Origin of the sequence: Mycobacterium sp. IDR2000157661 (genome assembly GCF_022317005.1) — a bacterium.
Taxonomy (GTDB): Bacteria; Actinomycetota; Actinomycetes; order Mycobacteriales; family Mycobacteriaceae; genus Mycobacterium.
This window is the reverse complement of record NZ_CP081006.1, coordinates 104,066-129,040: the sequence shown is the minus strand read 5'-3', so window position 1 is coordinate 129,040 and position 24,975 is coordinate 104,066. Positions and strand designations below refer to the sequence as shown.

The window sequence follows — 24,975 nt, the reverse complement described above, 5'->3', positions numbered from 1 at the left end:
GAGGTGGGAGCGCTGCCCGTGGTCGACGACGCAACTCCGTAAGAGCGGCGGAAGGGGCTCAACGAGCGATCGTGCTCCACAAGCCGGCGGCGCCGGCGCCGAGCGCGACCTCGGTGACCTTCTCGTCCCAGTACCGCACGGACCCGAACTCCGAACGCCACGCCAGCGCCGCGCGGGTGAACTCGTGCAGTCGATGTTCGCGCGTGGTGCCCATCGCGCCATGCACCTGGTGGGCGTTGCGGACGACCGCCGACGCCGCGTGGCCCGTGCATGAACGCGCCACCGCGACGCGGAATTCGAGGTCCTCAGCCGACCACTCCGTGCCGACCGCCTGGGCCAGCGTGGATTCGGTGGCGGCCCTGGCCAGCGCAGCCTCGGCGGCGAGGTCGGCGATCAAGCTCTGCACCGCTTGGAAGCGTGACAGCGGGCGACCGAACTGCTTGCGAGAAACGGCGTGCTCGATCGAGAGCTCGACTATGCGATCGAGCGCTGAGCAGATCTGAATCGACCGAATCAGAGCTGCTTTCATGTCGAGCTGCGTCACCAGCGCCGCGGCGACGGGAACTCCGTCGAGCAGGGACAGGTCCGCGGCCACCGAGTCCCGCGGCTCACCGATCGCGTTGCGCCCGGGGGTGATCTCCACCGTTGCAATGTCGACGTCGGCGCCGTGGTAGCCGGAACCGACCGGCCACACCAACGCGATTCGGTCGGCGCCCGTCGCCCAGGGGACGTTTCGCGCCGCGCCCTCGGCGTCGAGTCGGCAGACGGTGCGAACGGCGCGGTCGCTGCCCTCACCGGTCACACCGGCCGCGTCGAGCAGCCAGCAGGCCAGTAGGTCGTGTTCGGCCAGCGGAATTCGGACCGCGTGGCGGGCGGCGGCCGAAAGAAGCTCGGCGGCTTCGAACCAGCCCGCTCCGCTTCCGCCGACGTCCTCGGCGCCCGTCAACCGCACCAGACCGAGTTCGTCGAGGCGCTGCCACAACCCGGCGTCGCGGTGCGCCACGGGCGCATTGGGATGCGCATCTCGATACTCGGTGAACACCGCCTCCATCATGGCAGCGAGGTCCGGATCGACAACCGGTCTCATCGCAGGCCCAGCCCTCGGGCGATCACACCACGCAGCACCTCGTTCGTTCCGCCGCGCAGGGTGAATCCCGGACGCTGATCGGCAGCCGCCGACACCAGGCGCGAGAACTCGGGTTCCGTGAGACCGTCGAGCACACCGGCGAATTCGGCGATGTCGCCTTCGGTGGTGGTGCCGAGCACCTTGACCACTGCCGCAGGCACTTCGGCGGGGGTATCGCGCTCCAATGCGCCCGCCACCGCCGTCGACATCTGGTGCAGCCCGGCGACGCGGGCCACCAGCCTGCCCAGGTCGGCATCGGGAGCACAACGGGGCGAAGCCATTTCGTCAACACACGCGGCCAGCAGCACGAAAGTGGACAAGAACCGCTCCGGGCCGCTTCGCTCGAACGCCAACTCCGACGTCACCTGCCGCCAGCCGGCGCCGATCTCTCCGAACACCATGGTGTCCGGCACGAAGGCATCGTCGAGGATCACCTCGTTGAAGTGGTGCGCGCCGTTCATCGAGACGATCGGGCGGATCTGTACACCCGGACCTCGCAGGTCGACGATGAACTGGCTCATGCCGGCGTGCCGATTCTCCGGATCCACCGGCGCGGTCCGCGCCAGAGCGATGAACGCGTGTGCGCGGTGGGCGCCCGAGGTCCAAGCCTTGGTACCGGCGAGCGACCAGCCGCCGTCGACCCGCGTGGCCTTCGTGCGCACGCTCGCGAGGTCCGATCCCGAGTCGGGCTCACTCATGCCGATGCCGAAGAAGCACTGTCCGCGGGTGATTTCCGGCAGGAACTCCGACCTCTGGAGTTCGGTTCCGTACTTGAGCAAGGACGGGACGATCTGCCGGTCAGCGATCCAGTGGGCGGCCACCGGCGCGCCGGCCGCCAGCAGTTCCTCGGTGACCGCGAAACGTTCGAGGAACGAGCGCCCGTGTCCGCCGTACTCGACCGGCACCGTCATGCCCAGCCAACCGCGGGCCGCCAGGGCGGCGGTGAAGTCCTCGTCCCAGCCCGTCAACCAAGCGTCGACAGACGGCGTGAACGCTCCGGCGGCGAGTTGGTCGGCGAGGAACTCGCGAACCTGCCCACGGAGTCTCTCCGTGGTCGCGGGCCCGGTCGTCGCGGGTGGAACCAAGCGGGGAACGGAGACGTGCGGTGTCATGAGCCGTTCCGGCGGCGCTTCGGTCGCATCCCACGATTCTGTCAGCAGGTTTCGAACCGATGCGGCCGGCCGTTCACGGCGGGCCCGATCCCCGTCAGTGGCTGCTTCCCGCGGCGCCTCGGCGTCTGAGGAGGTGGACCCACGGCGGGTCGGGCCGATACGACGGCGAAATGCGCCGCAGCAGGTGTGGTGACATCGACACGCATGCCCGCGCCGCGCGGGATAGACCACTGCGCCGCCTGCGCGCTATGCCGAATGCGAGCATCCCGCAGAAAAACCCGGTCACGAAAGGCAGCCGCGCTCTTCTCCTGCTCCGCGCGGAGGCCAGATATCCGAACACCGCAGAGACGACGGCGACCACCATGACCAGCAGGACCGCCGACGTGAGTGTCATCCACCCCATCCGGCGTCTCTTCGGTCATCGGTCACGAACCCGATTCAAACACCAGATCAACGTGATCGAGGTCGTCGTCTGGTGTTCGTGACCGAAGCGAGCAGCAACCGTTAGCGGTCGACGCCTATTCCGGTACGGCGGGGCGGGCACGCGCCATGTGGAACTTCTTCTCGCAGTCGCCGCATTCCCACAGTTGGGTCCGCAGGCTGCGCGAGTCGTTGACCACATAAATCTCCGAACTGCCGCAACGAGGGCAGGTGGCGCGACTCGAATCCGGACTCGCCATTACCGCGCGCTGTTCTCGCAGCGACGAGTCACGGACCGCCGGGCAGCCACGCGGTCGGTCGTTCGCAAGTTCCCGGGTGTGGTGGCCATCGGTTCCACGCTACGCCTGGCGCGGCAGCGCGCGGACAACCGGTCCTGCCGCATGCCGCTATACGCCGAGACGCATCGGATGTGCGTCGATGATCGCCGGATCGTGCGTAGCAACCAGGAAGGCCCCCGTCGACGTCAACGTCGGCGGGGGCTCTCCCCCTCCCTGGTTCTGTGGTCAGTGGGCCGCGGCCGTGTTGGGGGGCATGGCCGCCACCAGCGGAGTGTCCACGCCGACCCGCCCCACCGCGTAGGCGCCGCCCGGTGACCCCAACGGCTCTTCTCGACCCGGCAGCACGGTGGTGAAGAACGCGGCGTTGTCGGCCAGGTGCACGCGGTCCTCCTCGGGCAGGTCGACCTCGTACTCGATCGCTCCGACCCGGCAGATCAGCTTGCACGCGCCGCAATCAACGCATTCGTCGGGATTGATGTAGAGCGAACGCGCCCCCTCGTAGATGCAATCCGCCGGACATTCCTGCACGCACGCCTTATCCATCACATCGACACACGCAGAACCGATCACATAGGTCATGCCGCGAGGCTAGGGCACCGCCAAGATGCGGGTGAAGGAGCCGATGGCCCCCGGTCGCAGTGACTTTGGTCCCCCAGACTAGGTCGCCCCCGCCGTGACGGGACAGGAGTAACCCGGATATGTGACTTGTTGCCCTGTGTCACGGGTTGTCGGTGGCGTGACCATTGCACCGTGACGATCCTCGATCAGAGTGGGCTTGCCGACGTTTCCAAGTCGGCGGAGTTCCCCGATGCGCAGACCATCCGGACGGCATTGACGTTGGCGACGCGCGCGCCGTCGATACACAACAGCCAGCCGTGGCGCTGGATGGTGGGTGAGCGCAGCCTCCATCTCTACGCCGACCCCACCCACCACCTGATCCATGCCGACCCGGATCGGCGCGAGCTCATGGTCAGTTGCGGCTTGGTTCTGAACCACGCGGTGATCGCGCTTTCGGCGCTGGGCTGGCGGGCACGGGTGAGTCGGTTCCCCAATCCCGCAGAACCTTCGCACCTGGCGTCGGTTCTGCTCTCATCGTCGCCGGCCGACCACCACGACGTGGCACTGGCTGCGGCGATCCCGCGCCGGCGCACCGACCGTCGGCACTTCAGCCCGTGGCCGGTGCCTCGCGGCGACGTTGCCACGATCGGCGCCAGGACCGCTCGTATGGGAATTCAGCTGCGCTGCGTCGAGATGTCGCGCGACATCAGCGGGATTGTCGCCGAGGCCGTCTCGCGTCACGATCACGACAGTGGCTACCGCGCGGAGTTGAGTGCATGGAGCGGCCGGCGTGCCGCCACCACGGGTGTGCCCGCGCGAAACATCCCCGCACCCGCCACGGCGTCCCTGCTCGGTCGCCGATTCGCCGCGGGTGTAATGAACTCACCCGGCGATGCCGCCGCCGGCGAGGACCACGCCGCACTGCTGGCCCTGGGCTCCGCGGCCGACGATGATCTCGCGCGACTACGCGCAGGGGAGGCGACCAGCATGGCACTGCTGACGGCGACCTCGTTCGGTCTGGCGACGTGCCCGGTGTCTGAACCGTTGGAGATCGGCGAAACCCGTGACGCGATCATGGCGGAGGTCTTCGACAACCGCGAGTATCCCCAGATGATGTTCCGGATCGGCTGGGCCCCGGTGGGGGCAGATCCGCTGCCTTCGACGCCGAGGCGGCCGATCGACGAGGTGGTCACCGACCTGGACGGCACACCGCTGCAATGAGCGGGCCGGCTCGCGGAGTGACTCTCGGGACCGTCACCGGTGACTTTGGTCCGTAGCAGTGATCATCTCCGCAGCGAAGACTTGCGGAATGGCCGCATTCGCCGAACCTCTGGTGCACGACGAGCTCGAGAGTCTGGTGTGCAACCTCTGCGCGAAGTATCCCGAGCGTTCGCGCGTTGAGGTCGAAAGAGTCGTCGCGGCCGTCTATGCCGAGATTGTCGCGCAAGCCACGGTGACATCGCACGTGATCCCGTTGACGTTGAACCGAAGTCGACGACTGCTTGCTCTCTCGGTGCCGGACGAGAGCGGGGGTCCTCGATTGGCTCTGCGGGGTCGCACGTGAGCTCCCACACCGAGTCGACAGAACCGAGGGCCCACGGCATCGTCGTGGCCGTCGACGGCTCAGCTACGTCCCTGGAGGCGACGCGATGGGCTGCCGTCGAGGCCGGCCTGCGGCATGTTCCGCTGACCCTCGTCCATGTCCTGCCATATCTCGAGGTCGGTCCGTGGGTGGATCTGCCCATCCCGCCTGAGTTTTGGGAGGAACGCGACCGGCGTGGCGAGAAAATGGTCGCCAACGCGCGCTATGTGGCCGGGACAGCGCTCGAGCAGCCAGCCCAGATCGGGATCGAGGAGCGCGTGGTCTCCGGCGCCCCGGTGCCGACGTTGGTGGACCTGTCCAAGGACGCCGACATGCTGGTGGTGGGATGCCGCGGGCTCGGGGGAGTGCAAAGACTGCTGCTGGGCTCGGTGAGTTCGGGTCTGGTGCACCACGCACACTGCCCGGTGGCGGTCTTCCATGACGAGGCGCAGGCAAGTGGGCGGACCGAAGCGCCCGTCGTGGTCGGCATCGACGGTTCGCCGGCATCCGAGTCGGCCACGGCCATCGCCTTCGACGAAGCGTCGCGGCGCGGTGTGGACCTCGTTGCGGTGCACACCTGGTTCAGCAGCGCTGATTTCGGCGTCGATGTGGCATTGCCGGCTCTCGCGGCTCAGGCGGACGAGGAGCTTGCGCAGCGGCTCGCCGGTTGGTGCGAGCGCTACCCGGATGTCGCAGTGCGTCGCGTCGTCGGCCAGGACGAGCCTGCGAACCGGTTGCTCGCCGAGAGCGAGCAGGCCCAACTCCTCATCGTCGGCAGCCACGGACGCGGAGGCTTCGCCGGCCTACTGCTGGGCTCGGTGAGCTCAGCCGTGGCCCAGGCCGCGCGCATCCCGGTGATCGTGGCCAGGCAATCTTGACCGCCGGTCGGAAAGTCTCAGTCGTGCGGGTCTTCGGACTTCGCGATTCGGGGGCGCGGACCGGCAACCTTGTTCCGGTAAAACTCAATTCATCGAGGTGCAACGGCCAATGAGTGCTCAATTCCCCGATCTCGAGACGACGCGCTCGGCCCTCATGCTCGCGGCGCGGGCACCGTCGGTGCACAACTCACAACCCTGGCAGTGGCGCCTGGGGGAGCGCAGCCTGCACTTGTACGCCAATCGGCGACTGCACTTGCAGCACACCGACCCCGACGCCCGCGACATGATGGTCAGCTGCGGGGCCACGCTGAATCACGGCCAGATCGCCTTCGCGGCGCTCGGTTGGCAAGCCAAGATCCACCGATTCCCCAACCCCGACGACCCCGACCACCTGGCCTCGCTGGAACTGCACCGTCATCCGGCAGGCGACCTCGACATCGCCCTGGCCGCCGCCATCCCGCGACGTCGCACCGACCGGCGCAGGTACAGTCCGTGGCTCGTGGCACACGGTGACATCGCGCTGATGGGATCTCGCGCCGCTCGGATGGGTGTGACGATGCGCCGGGTGGACGACCTTCCGGGATTGCAGGGCATCGTCGCCGAGGCGGCCTGGCGCCACGCCGGTGACCGCGACTATTCGGCCGAGTTGGCGACGTGGAGTGGACGATACGGTGCCGCAGCGGGAGTACCTGCCCGAAACACACCGAAACCCGATGCGAGGGCGCCTATTCCGGCGCGGTGGTTCGCGGGGCCGGTGCTCACCCAACCGCAGGGTTCGGATGCGCACGACGATGGCGCGGTCGTCATCGCCCTGGGCACGACCGACGATGGTGAGCTGTCCCGGCTGCGTGCCGGTGAAGCGACGAGCACGGTGCTGCTGACTGCTACGGCACTCGGGTTGGCAAGCTGCCCGATCACCGAGCCGCTCGAATTCACCGAGACCCGTGCCGGGGTGCGCGAGCATGTCTTCGACGGCGATTCCTGTCCGCAGATGCTTCTGCGGATCGGTTGGGCGCCGGTGAACGCAGACCCGCTGCCCGCCACCCCACGCCGGAAATTGAACGAGGTGTTGGCGAGATTGGACGGGACACCCCTCGGTTGACCATCCCGCCGGATCCGCAGGACAGTCGACGCACGAGGTCTCGCGCCACCCGACAAAGGAGATCGACATGGCGACCCCGACCACACACCCCGGCATCGTTGTCGCAGTCGACGGTTCCCCGGCTTCCCGGGTGGCCGTCGATTGGGCGGCACGCGAAGCCGCGCTGCATCGGTTCCCGCTGTCCATAGTGCACGTCATCCAATCGCCGGGCATGCGGATGTGGCCCGACCTACCGATGACCCCGGAACTGGTGGAGCGCGCAGCCGAGCGGGGCCGCGCCGTCCTCGATGCCGCGGTCGACACCGCGAGAAAGGCGACGGTCGCAGAACCGATCCGGATCACCACCGAGACGTTCACCGCCGGTGTGGTGCCGACGCTGATCGACCTGTCGAAGGATTCGGACATGATCGTGGTCGGGTGTCGCGGGCTGGGGGCGATCGAGCGGCGGCTGCTCGGCTCGGTGAGCACGGGCCTGGTCCAACACGCGAAGTGCCCGGTCGCCGTCATCCACGACGAGGACCCGCTGATGCCGCAGCCCGCCGTGGCGCCGGTCCTCGTCGGCGTCGATGGCTCCCCGGCCTCGGAGTCGGCCACCGCGGTCGCCTTCCGGGAAGCCTCCTTGCGTGGAGTCGAATTGGTCGCGGTCCACGCCTGGAGTGATTTCACCGTCTACGAGGTGCCGGGGTCGGAGTTGCCGGCCGTGCAGGGTCAGGCTGAGCGCACGTTGGCAGAGCGGCTGGCCGGCTACGAGGAGCAGTATCCGGATGTCCTCGTGCGGCGTGTCGTGGTGATGAACCGGCCCGCGCAGATGCTGCTCGAGCTTTCGGAGGAAGCGCAATTGACGGTTGTCGGCAGCCACGGCAGGGGCGGATTCGCCGGGATGCTCCTCGGTTCGGTCAGCGCGACCGTCGCCGAGGCGGCGCGGATGCCGGTGCTGGTGGTTCGCCAGTCCTGAGCGGCGAACCGGTCATTCGTTGACGCGGTGGGACTGGTCGAGCTTCGAGATGAACACCGCCGCCTGTGTGCGGCGTTCCATGCCCAGCTTCGCAAGAAGTCGGGACACGTAGTTCTTCACCGTCTTCTCGGCGAGGAACATCCTCGCGGCGATCTGCTTGTTCGTCAGGCCTTCACCGAGCAGGTCGAGCAGGACTCGTTCCTGCTCGCTGAGTCCGGCCAAGGGATCCGACCGCTCGGCGGACCCGCGCAATTTCGCCATCAACGCCGCGGCCGCCCGGTTGTCCAACAGGGACCGGCCGGCGCCGACATCCTTGATCGCCTGCGCGAGCTCCATACCTTTGATGTCTTTGACCACGTAGCCACTCGCTCCGGCCAAGATCGCGTCCAGCATCGCCTCGTCAGAGGTGAACGAGGTCAACATCAGGCAGCGGAGATCGGGCAGCCGGGAGAGAAGATCGCGGCACAGTTCGATGCCGTTGCCGTCCGGCAAACGCACGTCGAGGACCGCGACGTCCGGTTGCAGCGCCGGGATCCGCGCGAGGGCCTGTGCCACGGAGCCGGCTTCCCCGACCACCTCGAGTTCTGGATCGGCACCGAGCAGGTCGACCAGACCGCGCCGGACGACCTCATGGTCGTCAACCAGGAAGACCTTGACCATGTGCAGTCCTTCTGTTGGGTGGTGCGGCAACATCGCTCACAATACGATCTGCGGCTGGCAGATCAACACCGAACATTCCGCTTCGTGCAGTGACGCATAGCCCGGCGACGCGAAGAGGTCCTTGATGCCGTGCGGTCGTTCGTGGCTGATCACCAGCAACTGAATGGGATCCGACTGCTCGGCCACGAAGTCCAGCGTGGAACCACGCACGGTCAGCGTTTGGATATCCATGTCGGGATACCGCCTTCGCCACTGCGACAGGTGACGGTCGAGCCGTGCTGCGAGGATCCGGCCGTCGTCACCGGTGCCCGATGTGGCGGTCCCGCCTGTCGACCGGCTCATGACCACACGCAGCGGCGCCGAGCGCAACAGCGCTTCCTGGAGTGCCTGCAGCACCACCACGTCCGAACTCGGTGAGTCGTCGACCTCGGCGACTATCCAGTCCTGCCGGGTGCGGTGCGGGTCGAATCGACGCACGACCGTCACCGGGCAATGCGCCGCGACCGCGACCGCGGCCGCGGTCGACCCGAACCGGGATCCGCTGCCGTGGCGGCTACCCATGTCGCCGACGCAGAGCATCGCCGCCCACCTCGACGCCTCGACCAGGGCGGGAATCGGACGGTCCTGCAGGATTTCCACCTCTACTTTGACCGGCTTCTCAGTTGACTCGATGGCCATGAACGCGTACCGGACCGCGATTTCGGCGCTGGCCAGATCGCGGGCTGCTTGGCCCGGACTTCGGTCGACCGCGTCGACGGCGTCGACCGCGTACACGAGCCGCAGTGGGATGTCGCGGCTCACGGCTTCATCGACTGCCCACAACGCGGCATTCAGGCCGGACCGCGAACCGTCGACGCCGACCACGACGGACGGCGCCGAGGCGTGCCTACGTGCCATCTCCGGCTCCCGATGCGATCATGATGTCCGAGGCCCGATTTCGAGCACCTCGTCGACCGGCCGGCGGGGGGTCGGCGGCGGAACGTTCTCGATCTCCGGCGCGAGTCCGATGCGGATAAGTATCTGGGGTGTGGTCGATTGGTCGGTCAGCGAGGCGACGACGTCGCGGCTGGCCTGCACCTCGGTGATATGACTCAACGGGCACGTCGCGAGACCCGCCATGGTGGCCTCGAGAAGGACCGCGGAGAGCATCTCGCCGCACTGCAGGACACCGACACGTTCGCTGTCATAGGTCGACAGCACGAGGATCTTCGAACGGTCCCGCCCCAGGGCGGCGCGGCGTTCCCGGTCGTGGTGTGCCACGGGAAAGGCGCGGCCCACATCAACGCGGTCGCGCTCGGCCTCAGACACCAGCGTGTCCGGTGGAATACCCTCGTCGGTCGCGAACGGTGCAGTCCACCAATCCATTTCGGAATGGTAGGACGAATCGTAAAGCCGGAGTTCCTCGGTGAGTTTGGACGCTTCGGCGAGCTCGGGTCGCAGCTCGTCGGCGATGACGTCGAATCGCACGCTTTCGGCGACCACCGCGCGCCGCAGTGTCGACTCGACCGCAGGCCATTCGGGCGGCTCGGCGAACGGCAGGCGGTCGGTCCTACGCAGCAGGATCGCGTCGGCGCGGCGGCGGTGACCTTCGGTGACGAAGTCCATCGGAGAAAACTCGACCGAAGCGAGGTGTAACGGTCTGTTGGGATTGGGGTACCGGTCGATGTTGGCCCGCCACCCGGCCGCCGCCATCGCCACCCGGAAATGATCGAGTACCGCACCACAGCCGAGCAGTGCTTCCCGGCCCGAATGATCCGCCGAATACAGCACGCGGTCCTTGTCCAGGTGGAGGTGAACCCCGCTGTCGTCGACAACCCAGTGCCACGGCTGGCTGTTGTACAGAGACGGCGCCCGGCAGGCCAGTTCCACAGCACTTCGGATGACGTCGGTCTCGACGAGCGTGTCGCGCATACTTCGATGTTCGGCCGCAGCCGGGACCCGAGCCAGGGCCAATGGTCCCCTCTGACGGGCCTTCTGACCCTGTTCGCCGGGGCACGGTGGGATGCACGATTCCCACTATGAGCAGTGCGGCACCGGTGTCGGATCGCGTCGACGGATCCACGACGGCCGGCAACCTCGACGCTCAGGTGCGCGAGACACACACCGGCCTCGTGGCCCTGGTCGGCAACCGGGCCTACAAGGTCAAGAAGCCCGTCGCGACCGACTTCCTGGACTTCACCACACTGGAGAGCCGCGAGCGCGCCTGTGCGCGCGAGGTCGCCCTCAACAGCAGGCTGTCACCGGAGAGCTACTTCGGCGTCAGCCACTTCACCGACCCGGGAACGGGCGCGGCCGAACCGGTGATCGTGATGCGGCGTTATCCCGATTCGGCGCGGCTGGCATCGTTGGTCCGTGGCGGTCGGTCCGTGCACGACCATCTGGACGCGATCGCCGAGAGGCTGGCGGATTTCCATCGCGATTCCGCCAGAAGCGCCGCGGTCAACGCCGGTGGCGAAGTCGGGGCGATCACCAAGCGATGGCACGACAATCTCGACGCGCTGAGCTGCATCGCCGGAACGGTCATCACGGCCGACCAGATCCACGAGATGCGCCGGCTCGCCGACCGTTTCATCGCGGGTCGCGAGTCGCTGTTCGCGCGGCGCATCGCACAACGCCGCGTCGTCGATGGGCACGCCGACCTGCTGGCCGACGATATCTTCTGCCTGTCAGATCATCTGGCGATCCTGGACTGCTTGGAGTTCGACGACGAGCTTCGATACCTCGATGCCGTCGATGACGCCGCTTTCCTCGCCATGGATCTCGAGTTCCTCGGTCGAAGGGACCTCGGTGACCACTTCATCGATGCCTACCGACGGCACGCCGCCGATCCGGCGCCCAAGTCGCTGCGTGAGTTCTACATCGCCTATCGCGCGGCGGTACGCGCCAAGGTCGACTGCGTCCGCGTGATGCAGGGGCACCCCGAGGCGGCTGCCGATGCGCGACGGCACTTCGACATCGCGCGAGAACATCTCCGCTCGGGCACGGTGCAACTCGTCGTCATCGGCGGCGGGCCAGGCGCCGGTAAGACGACCCTGGCCCGAGCGCTGGCCGAACCACTGGAAGCTGAGGTGATCTCCACCGACGACGTGCGACGGCAGATGCTGCGCGCCGGCGAGATCAGCGGAACGGCGGGTGCCTTCAACGCCGGTCTCTACGCCCCGGAGAACGTCGCGGCGGTCTACGACGAAGTTCTCCGACGGGCCGATGCGGCGCTCCGTGGCGGCAGGTCGGTGATCCTCGACGGGACGTGGCGGGATCCCGGTCGACGCGACCGGGCGCGCGTCCTCGCCCAGGGCGACAGTTGCCCTGTGGTGGAGCTGGTGTGCTCGGCGCCGCTCGAGGAAGCCGCCACCCGGGTCGAGACCAGGTTCGCGACGACGTCCGACGCGACGCCGGAGATCGCGGCGGCGATGTCAGATGAGTTCATTGCCTCGCATGGTGGCCACGTGATCGACACCACGCGCCCGCTGGCCCAGTCCGTCGCCGAGGCGCACCAGATATGTTGTCTGGCAATATGATCCGTTCGCGTGGAACCGGCAAGGAGAAGCCTGATGGCGGATGAGGGCGGTCCGGTCGTTGTCGGCGTGGACGGAAGCGACCAGGCCGTGTCGGCGACGCGTTGGGCGGCGGCCATCGCATCGAAGCTGAACGCTCCACTGCACATCGTGCACGCCGAACCCCCGTCCGGACACAACTTCTCCGATACGATCGCTGCCATTCGGGCAGCCGAGATGTCAGCGCTGCAGGAAGCCGGTCCGGCGATCCTCGAAGCAGCCGAGCGGGCGGCCGGCGCCCACAATTCCGACCTGCCGATCACTTCCACGCAGCGGCCCGACCCGGTCGATGAGGCGCTGGTCGACCTGAGCCGGCAGGCGCGGATGATCGTGCTCGGTTGCGGTGACGTCTCCGTCGGAGCCGCTCTCCTGGTCGGGTCGACCACCGTCGCCGTCGCGTCACACGCGATGTGCCCGGTAGTGGCCTGGCGAGGCGACGTCGTCACGCCCACCGACCGCCCGATCGCGGTCGGAGTGGGCGGTGACGACGACAGCAAAGTGGCGATAGGAGCGGCCTTCGAACTGGCCGAGCGACTCAATGTCGGCGTGGTCGCCGTTCACGCCTGGTCGACCCGCCGGCCGCCGTCGGAGGTGGCAATCCCGCTGTTCATCGACTGGGACGCGGTGGCTGCGGACGAAAGGAAGAATCTCATGGAAGCCCTCGCGCCCTGGCGGCGCCGCTATCCGGGTGTCGATGTGAATGCTGTTGTGAAACGCGAGAAGCCGAGTGATGTACTCCTGCGGCACAGCGGCGACGCTCAGCTGGTGGTGGTCGGCAGCAGGGGGCGTGGGTTGATCAGCGGCACGCTGCTCGGTTCGACCGGACTCAACCTGCTGCACCATTCGCCGATCCCCACCATGATCTGCCGATCACAAGGTGCCGTCCGATGAGGGCGGAGCACCTGACGACGCTGGATGCCAGCTTCCTGGAGGCGGAGGACTCCGACCGGCACGTCAGTTTGGCGATCGGTGGGGTGTCGGTCATGGAGGGACCGCTGCCCAACCTCGACGACTTCGCAGCCGGCTTCGCGGAAAGGATCGTGGCCTTGCCGCGATTCCGACAGGTGCTGCGCACCCATCTGTTCGATCTGCAGCCGCCGGAGTGGGTGGAGGTCGACGATCTCGACGTCGCACACCACATCCACCGTGCCGCGCTGCCGCATCCCGGCGATGAGCAGGCGTTGTATCGGTTCATCGCCGACGTCATGGAGCGCCGTCTGGACCGTGACCGCCCGTTGTGGGAGTGCTGGATCATCGAAGGATTGGCAGACGACAAGTGGGCGCTCCTGATGAAGATCCACCACTGTATCGCCGACGGAATCGCGACCATGCACATGATCTCGGCGCTCAGTGACGGAGGCGAAGGGGAGACGTTCGCGTCCAGAATCCGCGCCGCCAACGCCGCTCACCAACCTGCTACTTCGCCCAAGCTCACGCTGAACCCGCTGTCCTGGGCCGGCGCGGCGTGGCATCTTGCGGCGAACGCGACGGGCACGGCGGCGCTGGCGGTCGAAGGCGCAGCCGAGATCCTCGGTGGTGTCGTCAACCCCGCGCCGAAGTCCTCGCTGACCGGTCCCGTGACGGCCATGCGGCGCTACAGTGCGGCCCGGGTGAGCCTGCAGGACGTGAACGAGATCAGCAACGCGTTCGCCGTGACCCTCAACGACGTCGCTCTGGCCGCCCTGACCGACAGCTTCAGGGCCGCTCTGATCCGCAGGGGTCAACGCCCCCAGCGGAACTCACTACGGACACTGGTTCCGGTGTCCGTGCGCGCGAACGAGGAAGCCGGCATCACCGACAACCGGGTCTCGGCGATGTTGCCGTTCCTGCCCGTCGACGAGGCGGATCCGGTCGATCAGCTGCGCGCCGTCCATCGGCGACTGGAGCGAGCGAAGGCCAGCGGACAGCGGGAGGCAGGCAGCATCTTCGTCGCTGCCACCAACGTTCTGCCGTTCCCGCTGACCGCGTGGGCGGTCAGGGCGCTGACGAGGCGGCCCCAGCGCGGTGTCGTCACGTTGGCGACGAATGTGCCAGGCCCGCGCCGCAGGCAGCGCGTCATGGATCGTGAAGTGTCGCACGTGTTGCCCGTTCCGCCGATCGCACTGGGCATCCGGACGGGGGTGGCGATCGTCAGCTACGCCGACGAGCTCGCCTTCGGCGTCACCGCCGACTACGACGCAACCCCCGACGTCAATGAGCTCGCACGGGGTATCGAGGCGGGTGTGGCCCGACTGCTGGCGCGTTCCCGCATCCAGCAGGCGAACGGTGAGACGTGAATTGCGTCCCACGCGCACAGGAAGGGGTACGACGATGAAGGCGCAGGTCGGAGATTGGTTGGTGATCAAGGGGTTGACGGTGGACCGCCCGGGTCAACGGGGGCTGATCACCGAGGTCCACTCGAAGGACGGGTCGCCGCCCTACGTGGTGCATTGGCTGGACAACGATCACATCGCCACCGTCTTCCCAGGGCCGGATGCGATCGTCGTCACGGCCGCCGAGCAACGTGCCGCGGACGAACGCGCTGAGCGACGGATGGCCAACTTGAGGTCGGACATCGAGGCCCGGGGGAAAGGTGCCGAGTGACCGGTGACCGGCCGATCATCGTCGGGGCCGACGGTTCGGTGTTCGGCGAGGCCGCCGTCCGCTGGGCCGCGTGCGACGCCGTGCTGCGCGACGCCGAACTGGTGATCGTGCACGCCGCTTCACCCGTGATGGGAACGTGGCTGGCCATACCGGCCCCGGCGGACGTGCTCGAATGGCAGCACCGCCTCGGACGCGACATCCTCGAGCACTCGGTGAATCTGGCACGAGAGGCTGCCGGTGCGCAGCTGCGGGTCAGGACCCGCGAAATGTCCTGCCCGACTGCAGCCGCCCTGATCGAACTGTCCGAGCACGCGCAGTTGACGGTGGTGGGCAGCCGCGGGCGGGGCAAGGTCGCACGCAGGTTGCTCGGGTCGGTGAGCATGGGACTTGTCCACCACTCGCGATGCCCGGTGGCCGTGATCCGACCCTCCGCAACGAGCGACGATTTCCCGGCCAGCGCGACCGCACCGGTGCTGGTCGGGGTCGACTTCTCGCCGGATTCCGAGCAAGCCACCGAGTTGGCCTTCGAGGAGGCGTCCCGGCGTGAGGTGACGCTGGTGGCACTGCATGCGTGGTGGAGCCCCGGCACTTTCGAGTTCGCCGGACCGGAATGGGGATCCGTCGAGCGCGAGGTCGAACAGTCCTTCGCAGCGAGATTCGCCCTATGGCAGGACCGCTATCCGGGCGTGGAAGTACAGCGGGTAGTGGTCCGCGACGCTCCGGCACACGAAATCGCCGTTCGATCCGAGGAGGCACAACTGGTGGTTGTCGGCAGCCGCGGCTACGGGGCGGTCGCCAGCACCTTGCTGGGCTCGGTGAGCACCGCGGTGGTGCAGGCCGTGCAGGCACCGGTCATCGTGGCACGATCGTGAATCAGCGATCGGCGGGGGGCGCCGCCGTGGCGACAGCTTATGTGAAGCAACAGATCTCGTTCGGATCGGCGGGCTCGGTCATCGCCGGTGTGCTGTACCGGCCGACGTCGAGTCCGGAGCCGCTGCCTGCGGTCATCCTCGCGCACGGCTTCAGCGGAACGATGGACTGGATCGTTCCCGACTTCGCGGCGAGTTTCGCCGAGGGTGGTCTGGCGGTGCTCATATTCGACTACCGTGATCTCGGCTGCAGCGGGGGAGAGCCGCGACAGCTGATCGACACCCATCGCCAGGTGGCAGACCTGCGCAACGCCATAAGGTTCCTGCGGTCTCGCCCGGACATCGACACGGACCGAATCGCGCTGTGGGGCACCTCCCTCGGCGGAAGCCATGTGCTGAACGTGGCCGCAACAGACCCGGCTATCGCCGCCGTAGTCGCGAATGTGCCCGCGCTGGATGTCTTTCGGGTGGGTGACCGATACGTTCCCGAGCACCGACGTACGGGCGCAGTCCAAACCGCGACTGCGACGGTTCATCTACTATCAGCGGCGGTCCTCGACGCCGTACGCGGTGTGCTTGGCCTGCGGCCCTTCTACATCGCCGTCTACGGAAAGCCGGGCCGCGCCGTGTTCAGCGATCCAGCGCTGGCCGGGCTCTTCTCGGACGTTGAGCGCCACGCTCCCACCTGGTGCAACCGCGTCACCCCCCGGTTCCTGTTCACCGCTCCGCGCTACCGGAAAGGCACCATGGAGCGCGTGGTGCCTCCGGTCCTCGTCACAGTCGCGAGGGACGACGACGTCATCTCAACGCCGTTCGTGAAGAGGACAGCGGCCAGAGCGTCACGACACGAGATCCGCGAGTACCCCGTGCGGCACTTCGACATGTACCACGGCGCGGTTCGCGACCAGGTCGCCGCCGATCAGCTGGCGTTCCTGCGTCGAAACCTTGGCTGTGGGGCATCGGCGGAGCGATTGCTCGCACTCGACGAAGGAACACGCCGGAGCTGACACCGGTTGCTGCGCCGGGCACCTTATCGGCGAGAGTGGTGACCTAGGACTCTCGCGGTGGTGTGCAAGCCGCCGTAGGAACGAGGGTATGGGTGAGACAACCGAATCCGCGACGCCGGTCACCATCGACGTCGCGACCCGCGGCCGGTTCCCGGGCGCTGCCGAATACGCCCGCGACAAGATCGGCGGGTTGTTCCACCTGGCCGACCGCCCGGTGCTGTACGCCCGCGTCCGCCTCACCGAACACGCCGACCCCGCCGTGAGCCGGCCGGTCATCGCACAGGCCAATCTCGATGTCAGCGGTCGTGTGGTGCGCGCGCAGGTCGATGGCGTCAACGCGCGCGAGGCCATCGACCGGCTCACCGCCCGGCTGCGGCAACGGCTCGAGCGCACTGCACGACACTGGGAGGCGCGGCGCGGCGCCCGACCGGTGAACACGCCACACGAGTGGCGTCACGATTCGGTGCCAGCCCACCGCCCCGGCCACTTTCTCCGTCCGGTCGACGAACGCCGCGTCGTGCGCCGGAAATCCATTGCGCCGCATACGTGCACCGTCGACGAAGCCGTCCACGACATGGAGCTCCTCGACTATGACTTCTATTTCTTCACCGAGTCCGGCACCGGCTTCGCCAGCGTGCTCTACCGCGGGGAGTCGGGTGTTCATCGGCTCGCGCAGGTCGTTGCGCCGTCCGAGGAGCGGCTCGCCCATTTCGAGTCGCCCGTGACGCTGAGCGCTGCCTCACCGCCATGCGTCACCATCGACGAGGCGGTGGAGCGCATGGGGCTGCTCGGGCTTCCGTTCCTGTTCTTCATCGACGCGGCCGAGGGTCGGGCCGCGATCCTCTACCACCGCTACGACGGGCACTACGGCCTGATCAGTCCGGCCGATTGAGTGACGCAAGTCCAGACGGCCCCGCAGCGAATCCCTAGCCGCTGCGGGGCCGTCGCCGCTGTCCGGGACCGGCGCAGGTCCAGTCGTGCAGTGGTACTCGATGCCGCAGCAGGGCCGTTCGGCTTGTGCCCCCTGGGACTTTCGCCTCCTATGAGACGGGCCCGGGCACCCCTATCGTCAGCAGTGGACGTCGGTCCACCGAAGGAGTTGTGATGCCTGAACGTAAGAGACACCGCGGAATCGTGGTCGGCGCCGACGGCTCCGTGCCGTCACAGGCCGCTGTCAGGTGGGCCGCTCGCGAGGCGACGATGCGCGACCTGCCGCTGACGATCATGCACGCCAACCGCGTTTCGGAGATCAGCGCGTCGGTGCTGATGTGGCCGGCGGGACGCATACCTCAAGAAGTACTCGCACTGCAGGAGGACGAGGCCCGCAAGATCATCTCCGACGCGGTCGGAGTCGCCCGCGAATACACCGCACCCCGCCGACTCGAGGTGGACACCGAGACCTTCCTCGGCGGTCCGGTGCCGACGCTGATCGACCTCTCCAAGGACGCGCAGCTTGTCGTCGTCGGCAGCCGCGGCCGGTCCGCGTTCAACAGGGCGTTACTCGGTTCGGTCAGTTCGGGTGTGATTCATCACTCGCACTGCCCGGTCGCGGTGATTCACGACGAAGCGCCACCGTCGGACAACCTGCCGGTCCTGGTCGGCATCGACGGCTCACGGGCGTCGGAAGCGGCGACCGCGATCGCATTCGACGAAGCATCCTGGCGCGGTGTCGAGTTGATCGCCCTGCATGTGTGGAGCGACGCGGACCTGTCGGAGTTCAGTATGGACTGGGAAACGGTGCACGCGGCGGCGAGCAAGACGCTCGCCGAACGACTGGCCGGCTGGCACGAGCGCTATCCCGACGTGGCGGTGCGCAAGGTGGTGGAGTTTCAGCAGCCCGCCCACCACTTGGTGAAGCTGTCCAAGCAGGCCCAGCTGGTCGTGGTCGGCAGTCACGGCCGCGGCGGCTTCGCCGGGATGCTGCTGGGATCCGTCGGCTCGGCCGTCGTCCAGGCGGCTCGCGTCCCGGTCATCGTCGCCCGCCAGACCTGATCGGAGTTTCAGGACTCCGCTTGGCGACGGCACAGCATCACCGGGACGGGGCAGTGGTGCAAGAGATTCAAGCTCGTGGACCCCAGCACGGCCCCGGCCAGGGCATTGTGGCGCCGACTGCCGAGAACTACCAGTTGTGCCTCGGCGGCGTGACGCAGTAGGGCGCTGGTGGAGCCTTCCGGCTCAACGAAGTAGGTCACCTCCACGTCGGGATAACGCTTGGTCCACGGTTCGAGAACGCTCATCAGACCTTGCCACTGCAGGGCTTGCAGGCCGTCCCAATCGGTCACGAAGGCGCTGATGAGCCCGGGTGGCGGACGGAACCGGAACCACGTGTGGACGGCGCGCACGCCGACCCCGACCCGAGCGGCGAACTCGAAGGCGGCATCGAATGCCGCCGGACCGGTGGCGGCGTCCTCCACACCGAGCACCACCGGCTGCTGGCTGGGAGCTGTGTCGACGCCGCGCCATACGACGACGGGGCACGCGGAATGTGCCGATACGGCAAGGGTCGTCGAGCCGACCACGATTGCCGCCGCCGCCGACACCTCCTCGGAGGCGAGGACCACCATCCGCGCAGTGCGGCTGTGTTCGGTCAGCAACTGGTCGACCGGCACGTCGGAGGCCAGTGTCACGACGTCGAGGTCACCGAACGCCGACCGCACGTCTTCCTCCGCAGACTTGAGAATCGTTGCCGCAGACTCGCGGTGTTGCGCCACCGCTGCGGACCGCAGCGCCGCCGCCGCGTCGGTGAGTGCGGCGCGCCTCCTCGGCAGCCCGCTGACCAACTCCAGCGGTGCGCCGTAACGCGCGGCGAGGGCTGCGGCCCATCTGACGGCGGCGGCCGCTTCCTCACTGCCGTCGACACCGACGACGACGGCGGATGATCGGCTGTCCTGAGTTCGTGAACTCATCGGGGCCGCACGACGATCACCGGCGCATGGGCGCCTCGGGACACCTTCGCCGCCACGCTGCCCAGGACCATGCCGGTGAAGCCGCCGCGGCCGCGACTGCCGATCACGACGAGCTGAGCCTGCTGGGAAGCATCGACGAGCCAACGCGCCGGCTGGTCGCAGACGATCCGGCGCTGTACATGCACGTCGGGGTACCGCTCCTGCCACCCGGCGAGACGTTCCGCCAGCACCTCCTGCCCCTGGTCCTCGTACTCGTGCCAGTCCATGCCGAGGACCGGGAACACGCCGACGTCGCTCCAGGCGTGCAACGCAACGAGTTCGACGCCTCGCCGCGACGCCTCGTCGAAGGCGAACGCGGTCGCCTCTTCGGAGGCCGGCGAGCCGTCCACGCCCAGCAGGACCGGGGAAGTGCGGTCAGGTGCTTGCGCCTCGTCATTGTGGACGATCGCGACCGGACCGTGTCCATGGTGAACGAGGCCGCTGCTGACCGACCCGAGTAACGCACGTCCGATCGCGCCCAAGCCGCGGCTGCCGACGACGGTCATGTACGCGTCGCGGGATCCGGCGACCAGCGCCGAGGCCGCGGGTTGATGCACCACCTCCGTCTTCACCGCGGGCGGCTGGGTCGCGCCAGAGCTCGCCGCCACCGCCTGCTGCGCTCGCTCGAGCACCTGGCGCGCAGCTTCCTCCTGAGATTCGGCATAGTCGGCCTCCAGGTACGCGACCGGCCAGGTCACAACGACCGGAGCGATGGCGTACAGCAGGGTGATCGGTTGGTCGTGCAGCAGCGCCTCAGTGGTCGCCCACCCTAACGCTGCCTCCGATTCCGGTGAACCATCGACACCGACGACTATCCCGACGGGGGTGGCGCTCATTCGCTTCTCCTTGGCAGGTTCGCAGGCGTGCTGACACGACGGTAAGTCGATGCCGCCCGGCCACACAGGGCCGTTGGTCCTCGGTGCGACGGCGGTGGTCCCCGGCGCCCCCGTGCACCCGGCGGTCGTGCCGGGCGTCAGAGGAGACGGGCCGAGCGAGGCTGGGCGGTCTCACGCCCGTCCTGGCAGGTGCACCGCTTCGCTGCCGGAACGTCTTTCATCACCTCGTCGACATGCTGACCGCACCCGGCCCAACCCGTTTTCCCACAGGCGGGGCACTTCACTTGGTAACACATGGCGTCCGCCTCACGCCCGCGCTACGCCGGTGTCGGGCGCGTCGAGTTCGGCGCGCACCTTGTCCATGTCCAGTGCCCGGACTTGCCCGATGAGGTCGGCCAGCGCCTCCGGTGGCAAGGCGCCCGGCTGGTTGAAGACCAGCACACCGTCCCGGAACGCCATGATGGTGGGAATCGAGCGGATGCCGAATCCCGCGGCGAGTTCCTGTTCGGCCTCGGTGTCGACCTTGGCGTGCACGATGTCCGGGTTGGCCTTCGCGGATCGGTCGAATACCGGAGCGAAGGCACGGCACGGACCACACCAGGACGCCCAGAAGTCAACGAGCACAATCGAGTTGTCGGCGATAGTCGACGCCAGATTGCTCTTGGTCAAGTGCATTGTCATGGTCACGGTGGTTCTCCTCTCGAGTGTTGTTCGATCAGTTGGCGGCGGCGTGGGCCGAGAGCCAGGCGTTGTAGCCACCGTCCAGGTCGGACACGTCGTCGAATCCCTCCGCCCGTAACAGCGAGGCGGCGACGCTGGACCGCCAGCCGCCGGCGCAGTGCACGACGATCGCCCTGTCGGTCGGCAACAGATCCAGCCGGGAGCGCAACTGGGCCAACGGAATGTGGATCGACCCGGGAATCCTGCCTTGCTCCACCTCGCCTGGGTTGCGGATGTCGACGAGGATGACGGCATCCTCGGCCAACAGGCCGTCCAGTTCCCGCACGCTAACCCGCGGCGCCGTACGCACCAGGTCGGCCAGCTCGGTGGGGAACTGCCCGCCGCGCTCCACACTGAGATAACCCAGCGCGTTGTCCGACCCGACGCGGGCGAGCCGCAGTGCCGCCTCCTGCTCTTCACCGGGATAGGCGATCAGCGCGATCTTGTCACCGATACCGGCGACCATGCCCGACGTCTCGGCGAACCTGCCGTCGAAGCCCACGTTGACCGACCCGCGCAAGTGACCGGCGGCGAAGTCCTCGACGCTGCGGGCGTCGAGCACCCGCACACCGTCGGCGAGCAGCCGACGGACCTGGGCCGCGGTCAGTGCGGGGACTTCTCGCCGCTGGTCCAGCAAGGGGTGAACGCTCTTGTTCATCGCGGCGTCGACCGAGAAATACGCCGGTGCGGCGGGCTGACCCTGCGTGATCAACTCGACGAACGCGTCCTCGCTCATCGGCTGCACCGACGGGTTGGTGCGTCGTTGCTCACCGATGGTGGAGGTCAGTTCGCTCGACAGGTTCTTGCCGCAGGATGATCCGGCTCCGTGAGCCGGCATGACGGTCACCTCGTCGGGCAACTTGAGCAGCTTGTCGTGCACGGAGTGATACATCGCGCGGGCCAGGTCGGCGGTGGAACTGTCGCCGATGTTGACCAGATCGGGCCGGCCCACGTCGCCGATGAACAGCGAGTCACCGGTCAGCACCGCCGTCGGTTCGGCGCCCGGATGCGCCCGCACCACCACGCTGATCGACTCCCAGGTGTGGCCGGGGGTGGACAGGATTTCGAGGTCGACCTCGCCGAGTGAGATGTGCTCACCGTCGGCCAGCCGGCGGATGGGGTAGTCGGTTTCGGCCGCTTTGCCGAACCCGATCCACGCTCCGGTGGCCTCGACCAACTCCAGGTGCCCCGAGACGAAGTCGGCGTGGAAGTGAGTGTTGATCACGCCTTCGATGGCCAGCCCGAATCTCGCTGCATCGTCGAGGTATTCGGTGATGTCGCGGCGTGGATCGACAACAATCGCGCGCCCGGTTGTCTCGTCACCGATCAGATACGACGCGTGCGACAGGCACTCGATGTAGTACTGCTCGAGGATCATCGGCTTCTCCTTCTCGGTTATGGGCACTCATTCTGCTAGATACCCGCCTGGGTATGTCAAGTACCCCTGGGGGTATATTATTCCGACCTTGCCGATACCCCTGTGGGTATGTATCGTAACCCGTGGGTAGATACCCCCTAGGGTATTAAGTCGGAAAGGAACTGGAGATGACCGCATCAGTGCCCGCCATGATCGACTCCGCTGAGCTGCAGAAGCTGATGGCGTCGGAAACGCCGCCGCGCGTGCTGGACGTTCGGACGCCCGGCGAATTCGAGACCGCTCACATCCCCGGTGCCTGCAACGTTCCGCTCGACCTGCTGCGCGAGCACCGTCAGGAGATCCTGGCCCACCTCGACCAGGACGTCGTGCTCGTCTGTCGCTCGGGTCAGCGTGCCACTCAAGCCGATGAGACGTTGCGCACCGCCGGTCTTACCAACGTGCACATCCTCGAGGGCGGAGTCACCGCCTGGGAGGGCAAGGGATTCGCGATGAACCGGGGCCGCCGCCGTTGGGACCTGGAACGTCAGGTGCGTCTAGTCGCCGGCAGCATCGTCGCGCTCAGCGTCCTGATCGGCGCCATCGTTCCCGGGGTGCAGTGGGTGGCGTTCGCCGTCGGCGCGGGGCTGGTGTTCGCAGCCGCGACGAACACCTGCGCGATGGGCATGCTGCTCGCGCGGCTGCCGTTCAACCGCGGCGCGGCCTGTGACATCGGCACCGTCGTCGGCCGGCTGGTCGAGGCGCCCGCCGCCGGCCCCAGCGCGGAGTCGGTGCGATGATCGCCCTCACGGTCGCCCTGGCGGTACTGGTCGGGGTTTCTCTGGGCCTCCTCGGCGGCGGCGGTTCGATCCTCACCGTGCCGCTGCTGGCCTACGTCGCCGGGTTGGATGCCAAGCAGGCGATCGCCACCTCCCTATTGGTGGTGGGTGTGACAAGCGCGATCGGTGCCGTCTCCCACGCCAGGGCCGGGCACGTCCAGTGGCGCACCGGCCTGGTGTTCGGCGTGGCCGGCATGGCCGGCGCTTACGGCGGCGGCGTGGTCGCCCGGTTCATCCCGGGCTCGGTGTTGCTGATCGGTTTCGCGGTGATCATGATCGCGACGGCGGTGGCGATGCTGCGGGGGCGCAAGAACGTCGAGTCTGGCGGGATGGACAAACCGCTGCCGGTGGTCAAGATCGTGATCGAAGGGCTGGTCGTGGGCCTGGTGACCGGACTGGTCGGCGCCGGTGGCGGCTTCCTGGTGGTCCCCGCACTCGCGCTGTTGGGCGGCCTGCCGATGCCCTTGGCCGTCGGCACCTCACTGGTCGTCATCGCGATGAAGTCGTTCGCGGGTCTGGCCGGGTATTTGTCGAGCGTGCAGATCAACTGGGCCCTGGCCGGGGCGGTGACGGCGGCTGCGCTCGTCGGCGGACTGGTGGGTGCGCGGCTGACCACCCGGGTGAACCCGGACGCGCTGCGGAAGGGCTTCGGCTGGTTCGTGTTGGCCATGTCGTCGGTGATCCTGGCTCAAGAGGCCCACCCCGCGCTGGGCATCGCGGCGGCGTCTATGACGGTGCTCGCCGGTTCGGCGACATTCGTCTGCAGCCGATACGCGCACTGCCCGTTGCGGCGTCTCACCATGCGCATCGGCGTCACGGCTGCGCGGACCTGACGGGCACATACCCCCGCGGGTAAGCTGTCGGGCACGAGGGAAGGAGTTCACCATGGTCGGTGACGAGGATGCCATCGCTGCGGTGCTGAATCGGCTGCGGCGGGCGCAGGGACAACTGGCGGGCGTGATTTCGATGATCGAGCAGGGCCGCGACTGCAAGGACGTCGTGACCCAACTCGCTGCCGTTTCCCGGGCTCTGGACCGTGCCGGCTTCAAGATCGTCGCAACCGGGCTGCGGGAGTGCGTGACCGGTGACGCCGCCGACGGCCAGAAGCCGATGACCGAATCGGAATTGGAGAAGCTGTTCCTCGCGCTCGCGTGAGGACGCCAGGAGGAGGGCCGACATGGGCATGGCACTGTCGACAGTGCTGCACACCGAGTTCGACGACGCGGTGAAGCGCACGCGTGACGCGCTCGCAGAACAGGGCTTCGGTGTGCTCACCGAGATCGATGTCAAGTCGACGTTGAAGGCCAAGCTGGGCGAGGACATGGAAAGTTACCTGATCCTGGGGGCTTGCAATCCGCCCCTGGCGCATCGGGCGATCAGCGTGGACCGACAGATCGGCTTGCTGTTGCCGTGCAACGTCGTGGTGCGCAGCCACCCCGAAGAGCGCGGTACCGTGCTGGTGGAGGCCATGGACCCGCAGATTCTGGTCGACGTCAGCGGCGAAGACGAACTGCGTTCCGTGGCCGAAGAAGTCGGCGCCAAACTACAGAGAGCGATCGACTCGCTTCGTTGACCG

Annotated in this window: 29 protein-coding genes; 18 read left to right on the top strand and 11 right to left on the bottom strand. The window is 67.6% G+C overall.

The window, feature by feature from the left end:
• Positions 1-58: 58 nt before the first annotated feature.
• Positions 59-1,087 (bottom strand): acyl-CoA dehydrogenase family protein, encoded by a 1,029-nt coding sequence (locus K3G64_RS01545; RefSeq protein ID WP_238888448.1) that lies wholly within the window; start codon positions 1,085-1,087, stop codon positions 59-61.
• Positions 1,084-2,238 carry an acyl-CoA dehydrogenase family protein gene (locus K3G64_RS01540; RefSeq protein WP_238888447.1) on the bottom strand — a complete coding sequence of 385 codons (1,155 nt, stop codon included), beginning with the start codon at positions 2,236-2,238 and terminating at the stop codon, positions 1,084-1,086. Before K3G64_RS01540 ends, K3G64_RS01545 begins: the two co-directional genes overlap by 4 nt.
• Before the next feature lie 170 nt (positions 2,239-2,408).
• Between K3G64_RS01540 and K3G64_RS01535 the strand changes: the two genes are divergently transcribed.
• Positions 2,409-2,723 (top strand): hypothetical protein, encoded by a 315-nt coding sequence (locus tag K3G64_RS01535; RefSeq protein ID WP_238888446.1) that lies wholly within the window; start codon positions 2,409-2,411, stop codon positions 2,721-2,723.
• Between the two features lie 33 nt (positions 2,724-2,756).
• On the opposite strand, the gene K3G64_RS25615 is transcribed toward K3G64_RS01535, so the two are convergent.
• A complete protein-coding gene (locus K3G64_RS25615) occupies positions 2,757-2,918 on the bottom strand; it encodes a transposase (RefSeq protein WP_370647051.1) in 162 nt (53 codons plus the stop codon).
• Between the two features lie 264 nt (positions 2,919-3,182).
• Positions 3,183-3,536 (bottom strand): ferredoxin, encoded by a 354-nt coding sequence (gene fdxA / locus K3G64_RS01530; RefSeq protein ID WP_238888445.1) that lies wholly within the window; start codon positions 3,534-3,536, stop codon positions 3,183-3,185.
• Positions 3,537-3,707: 171 nt separating this feature from the next.
• On the opposite strand from fdxA, the gene K3G64_RS01525 reads away from it, so the two are divergent.
• From K3G64_RS01525 to K3G64_RS01505, 5 genes are all read left to right on the top strand, one after another.
• A complete protein-coding gene (locus K3G64_RS01525) occupies positions 3,708-4,736 on the top strand; it encodes an Acg family FMN-binding oxidoreductase (RefSeq protein ID WP_238888444.1) in 1,029 nt (342 codons plus the stop codon).
• Positions 4,737-4,824: 88 nt separating this feature from the next.
• Complete coding sequence (locus K3G64_RS01520) at positions 4,825-5,079, top strand: three-helix bundle dimerization domain-containing protein (protein ID WP_238888443.1); 255 nt, start codon at positions 4,825-4,827, stop codon at positions 5,077-5,079.
• Positions 5,076-5,975, top strand: coding sequence for a universal stress protein (locus K3G64_RS01515; RefSeq protein ID WP_238888442.1), 900 nt, complete (start codon positions 5,076-5,078; stop codon positions 5,973-5,975). Before K3G64_RS01520 ends, K3G64_RS01515 begins: the two co-directional genes overlap by 4 nt.
• Positions 5,976-6,084: 109 nt before the next feature.
• The gene (locus tag K3G64_RS01510; protein ID WP_238888441.1) at positions 6,085-7,077 is read left to right on the top strand and encodes an Acg family FMN-binding oxidoreductase; all 993 of its coding nucleotides are present in this window, start codon (positions 6,085-6,087) and stop codon (positions 7,075-7,077) included.
• Between the two features lie 67 nt (positions 7,078-7,144).
• Positions 7,145-8,032, top strand: coding sequence for a universal stress protein (locus K3G64_RS01505; RefSeq protein WP_238888440.1), 888 nt, complete (start codon positions 7,145-7,147; stop codon positions 8,030-8,032).
• A 12-nt stretch (positions 8,033-8,044) separates the two neighbouring features.
• Here K3G64_RS01505 and dosR read toward each other — a convergent pair whose 3' ends face one another.
• From dosR to K3G64_RS01490, 3 genes are read right to left on the bottom strand one after another with little or no spacing between them, the layout of a single operon-like run.
• Entirely contained in the window at positions 8,045-8,692 is a 648-nt protein-coding gene (dosR, locus tag K3G64_RS01500) for a hypoxia response regulator transcription factor DosR/DevR (protein WP_238888439.1), read from the bottom strand.
• A gap of 36 nt (positions 8,693-8,728) precedes the next feature.
• The gene (locus K3G64_RS01495) at positions 8,729-9,589 is read right to left on the bottom strand and encodes a universal stress protein (protein WP_238888438.1); all 861 of its coding nucleotides are present in this window, start codon (positions 9,587-9,589) and stop codon (positions 8,729-8,731) included.
• Positions 9,590-9,607: 18 nt separating this feature from the next.
• Entirely contained in the window at positions 9,608-10,603 is a 996-nt protein-coding gene (locus tag K3G64_RS01490; RefSeq protein ID WP_238888437.1) for an Acg family FMN-binding oxidoreductase, read from the bottom strand.
• Positions 10,604-10,710: 107 nt separating this feature from the next.
• On the opposite strand from K3G64_RS01490, the gene K3G64_RS01485 reads away from it, so the two are divergent.
• The 8 genes from K3G64_RS01485 to K3G64_RS01450 all read left to right on the top strand — a co-directional run bounded on the left by K3G64_RS01485 (position 10,711) and on the right by K3G64_RS01450 (position 18,697).
• Entirely contained in the window at positions 10,711-12,210 is a 1,500-nt protein-coding gene (locus K3G64_RS01485) for a bifunctional aminoglycoside phosphotransferase/ATP-binding protein (RefSeq protein ID WP_238888436.1), read from the top strand.
• Positions 12,211-12,243: 33 nt separating this feature from the next.
• Entirely contained in the window at positions 12,244-13,137 is an 894-nt protein-coding gene (locus K3G64_RS01480) for a universal stress protein (protein ID WP_238888435.1), read from the top strand.
• Positions 13,134-14,522 carry a WS/DGAT/MGAT family O-acyltransferase gene (locus K3G64_RS01475; protein WP_238888434.1) on the top strand — a complete coding sequence of 463 codons (1,389 nt, stop codon included), beginning with the start codon at positions 13,134-13,136 and terminating at the stop codon, positions 14,520-14,522. Before K3G64_RS01480 ends, K3G64_RS01475 begins: the two co-directional genes overlap by 4 nt.
• 34 nt (positions 14,523-14,556) lie before the next feature.
• Positions 14,557-14,829, top strand: coding sequence for a DUF1918 domain-containing protein (locus K3G64_RS01470; RefSeq protein ID WP_238888433.1), 273 nt, complete (start codon positions 14,557-14,559; stop codon positions 14,827-14,829).
• Positions 14,826-15,701, top strand: a complete 876-nt coding sequence (locus K3G64_RS01465; protein ID WP_238888432.1) for a universal stress protein — start codon at positions 14,826-14,828, stop codon at positions 15,699-15,701. Before K3G64_RS01470 ends, K3G64_RS01465 begins: the two co-directional genes overlap by 4 nt.
• A gap of 26 nt (positions 15,702-15,727) precedes the next feature.
• Positions 15,728-16,705, top strand: a complete 978-nt coding sequence (locus K3G64_RS01460; protein WP_238888431.1) for an alpha/beta hydrolase — start codon at positions 15,728-15,730, stop codon at positions 16,703-16,705.
• Positions 16,706-16,793: 88 nt separating this feature from the next.
• Entirely contained in the window at positions 16,794-17,597 is an 804-nt protein-coding gene (locus tag K3G64_RS01455; protein WP_238888430.1) for a ribosome hibernation promotion factor, read from the top strand.
• Positions 17,598-17,809: 212 nt separating this feature from the next.
• A complete protein-coding gene (locus K3G64_RS01450) occupies positions 17,810-18,697 on the top strand; it encodes a universal stress protein (protein WP_238888429.1) in 888 nt (295 codons plus the stop codon).
• Positions 18,698-18,705: 8 nt separating this feature from the next.
• Here K3G64_RS01450 and K3G64_RS01445 read toward each other — a convergent pair whose 3' ends face one another.
• The 4 genes from K3G64_RS01445 to K3G64_RS01430 all read right to left on the bottom strand — a co-directional run bounded on the left by K3G64_RS01445 (position 18,706) and on the right by K3G64_RS01430 (position 22,584).
• Positions 18,706-19,611, bottom strand: coding sequence for a universal stress protein (locus tag K3G64_RS01445; RefSeq protein ID WP_238888428.1), 906 nt, complete (start codon positions 19,609-19,611; stop codon positions 18,706-18,708).
• Entirely contained in the window at positions 19,608-20,486 is an 879-nt protein-coding gene (locus K3G64_RS01440) for a universal stress protein (protein ID WP_238888427.1), read from the bottom strand. Before K3G64_RS01440 ends, K3G64_RS01445 begins: the two co-directional genes overlap by 4 nt.
• Before the next feature lie 306 nt (positions 20,487-20,792).
• Positions 20,793-21,167, bottom strand: coding sequence for a thioredoxin (trxA, locus tag K3G64_RS01435; RefSeq protein ID WP_238951038.1), 375 nt, complete (start codon positions 21,165-21,167; stop codon positions 20,793-20,795).
• Between the two features lie 34 nt (positions 21,168-21,201).
• Positions 21,202-22,584 (bottom strand): MBL fold metallo-hydrolase, encoded by a 1,383-nt coding sequence (locus tag K3G64_RS01430; protein ID WP_238951036.1) that lies wholly within the window; start codon positions 22,582-22,584, stop codon positions 21,202-21,204.
• A 167-nt stretch (positions 22,585-22,751) separates the two neighbouring features.
• Here K3G64_RS01430 and K3G64_RS01425 point away from each other — a divergent pair, with 167 nt between their 5' ends.
• From K3G64_RS01425 to K3G64_RS01410, 4 genes are read left to right on the top strand one after another with little or no spacing between them, the layout of a single operon-like run.
• Entirely contained in the window at positions 22,752-23,360 is a 609-nt protein-coding gene (locus tag K3G64_RS01425) for a rhodanese-like domain-containing protein (protein ID WP_238888426.1), read from the top strand.
• The gene (locus K3G64_RS01420; protein WP_238888425.1) at positions 23,357-24,232 is read left to right on the top strand and encodes a sulfite exporter TauE/SafE family protein; all 876 of its coding nucleotides are present in this window, start codon (positions 23,357-23,359) and stop codon (positions 24,230-24,232) included. Before K3G64_RS01425 ends, K3G64_RS01420 begins: the two co-directional genes overlap by 4 nt.
• 52 nt (positions 24,233-24,284) lie before the next feature.
• Positions 24,285-24,554, top strand: a complete 270-nt coding sequence (locus K3G64_RS01415) for a metal-sensitive transcriptional regulator (protein WP_238888424.1) — start codon at positions 24,285-24,287, stop codon at positions 24,552-24,554.
• A gap of 22 nt (positions 24,555-24,576) precedes the next feature.
• Positions 24,577-24,972 carry a DUF302 domain-containing protein gene (locus tag K3G64_RS01410; protein ID WP_238888423.1) on the top strand — a complete coding sequence of 132 codons (396 nt, stop codon included), beginning with the start codon at positions 24,577-24,579 and terminating at the stop codon, positions 24,970-24,972.
• Positions 24,973-24,975: the final 3 nt, after the last annotated feature.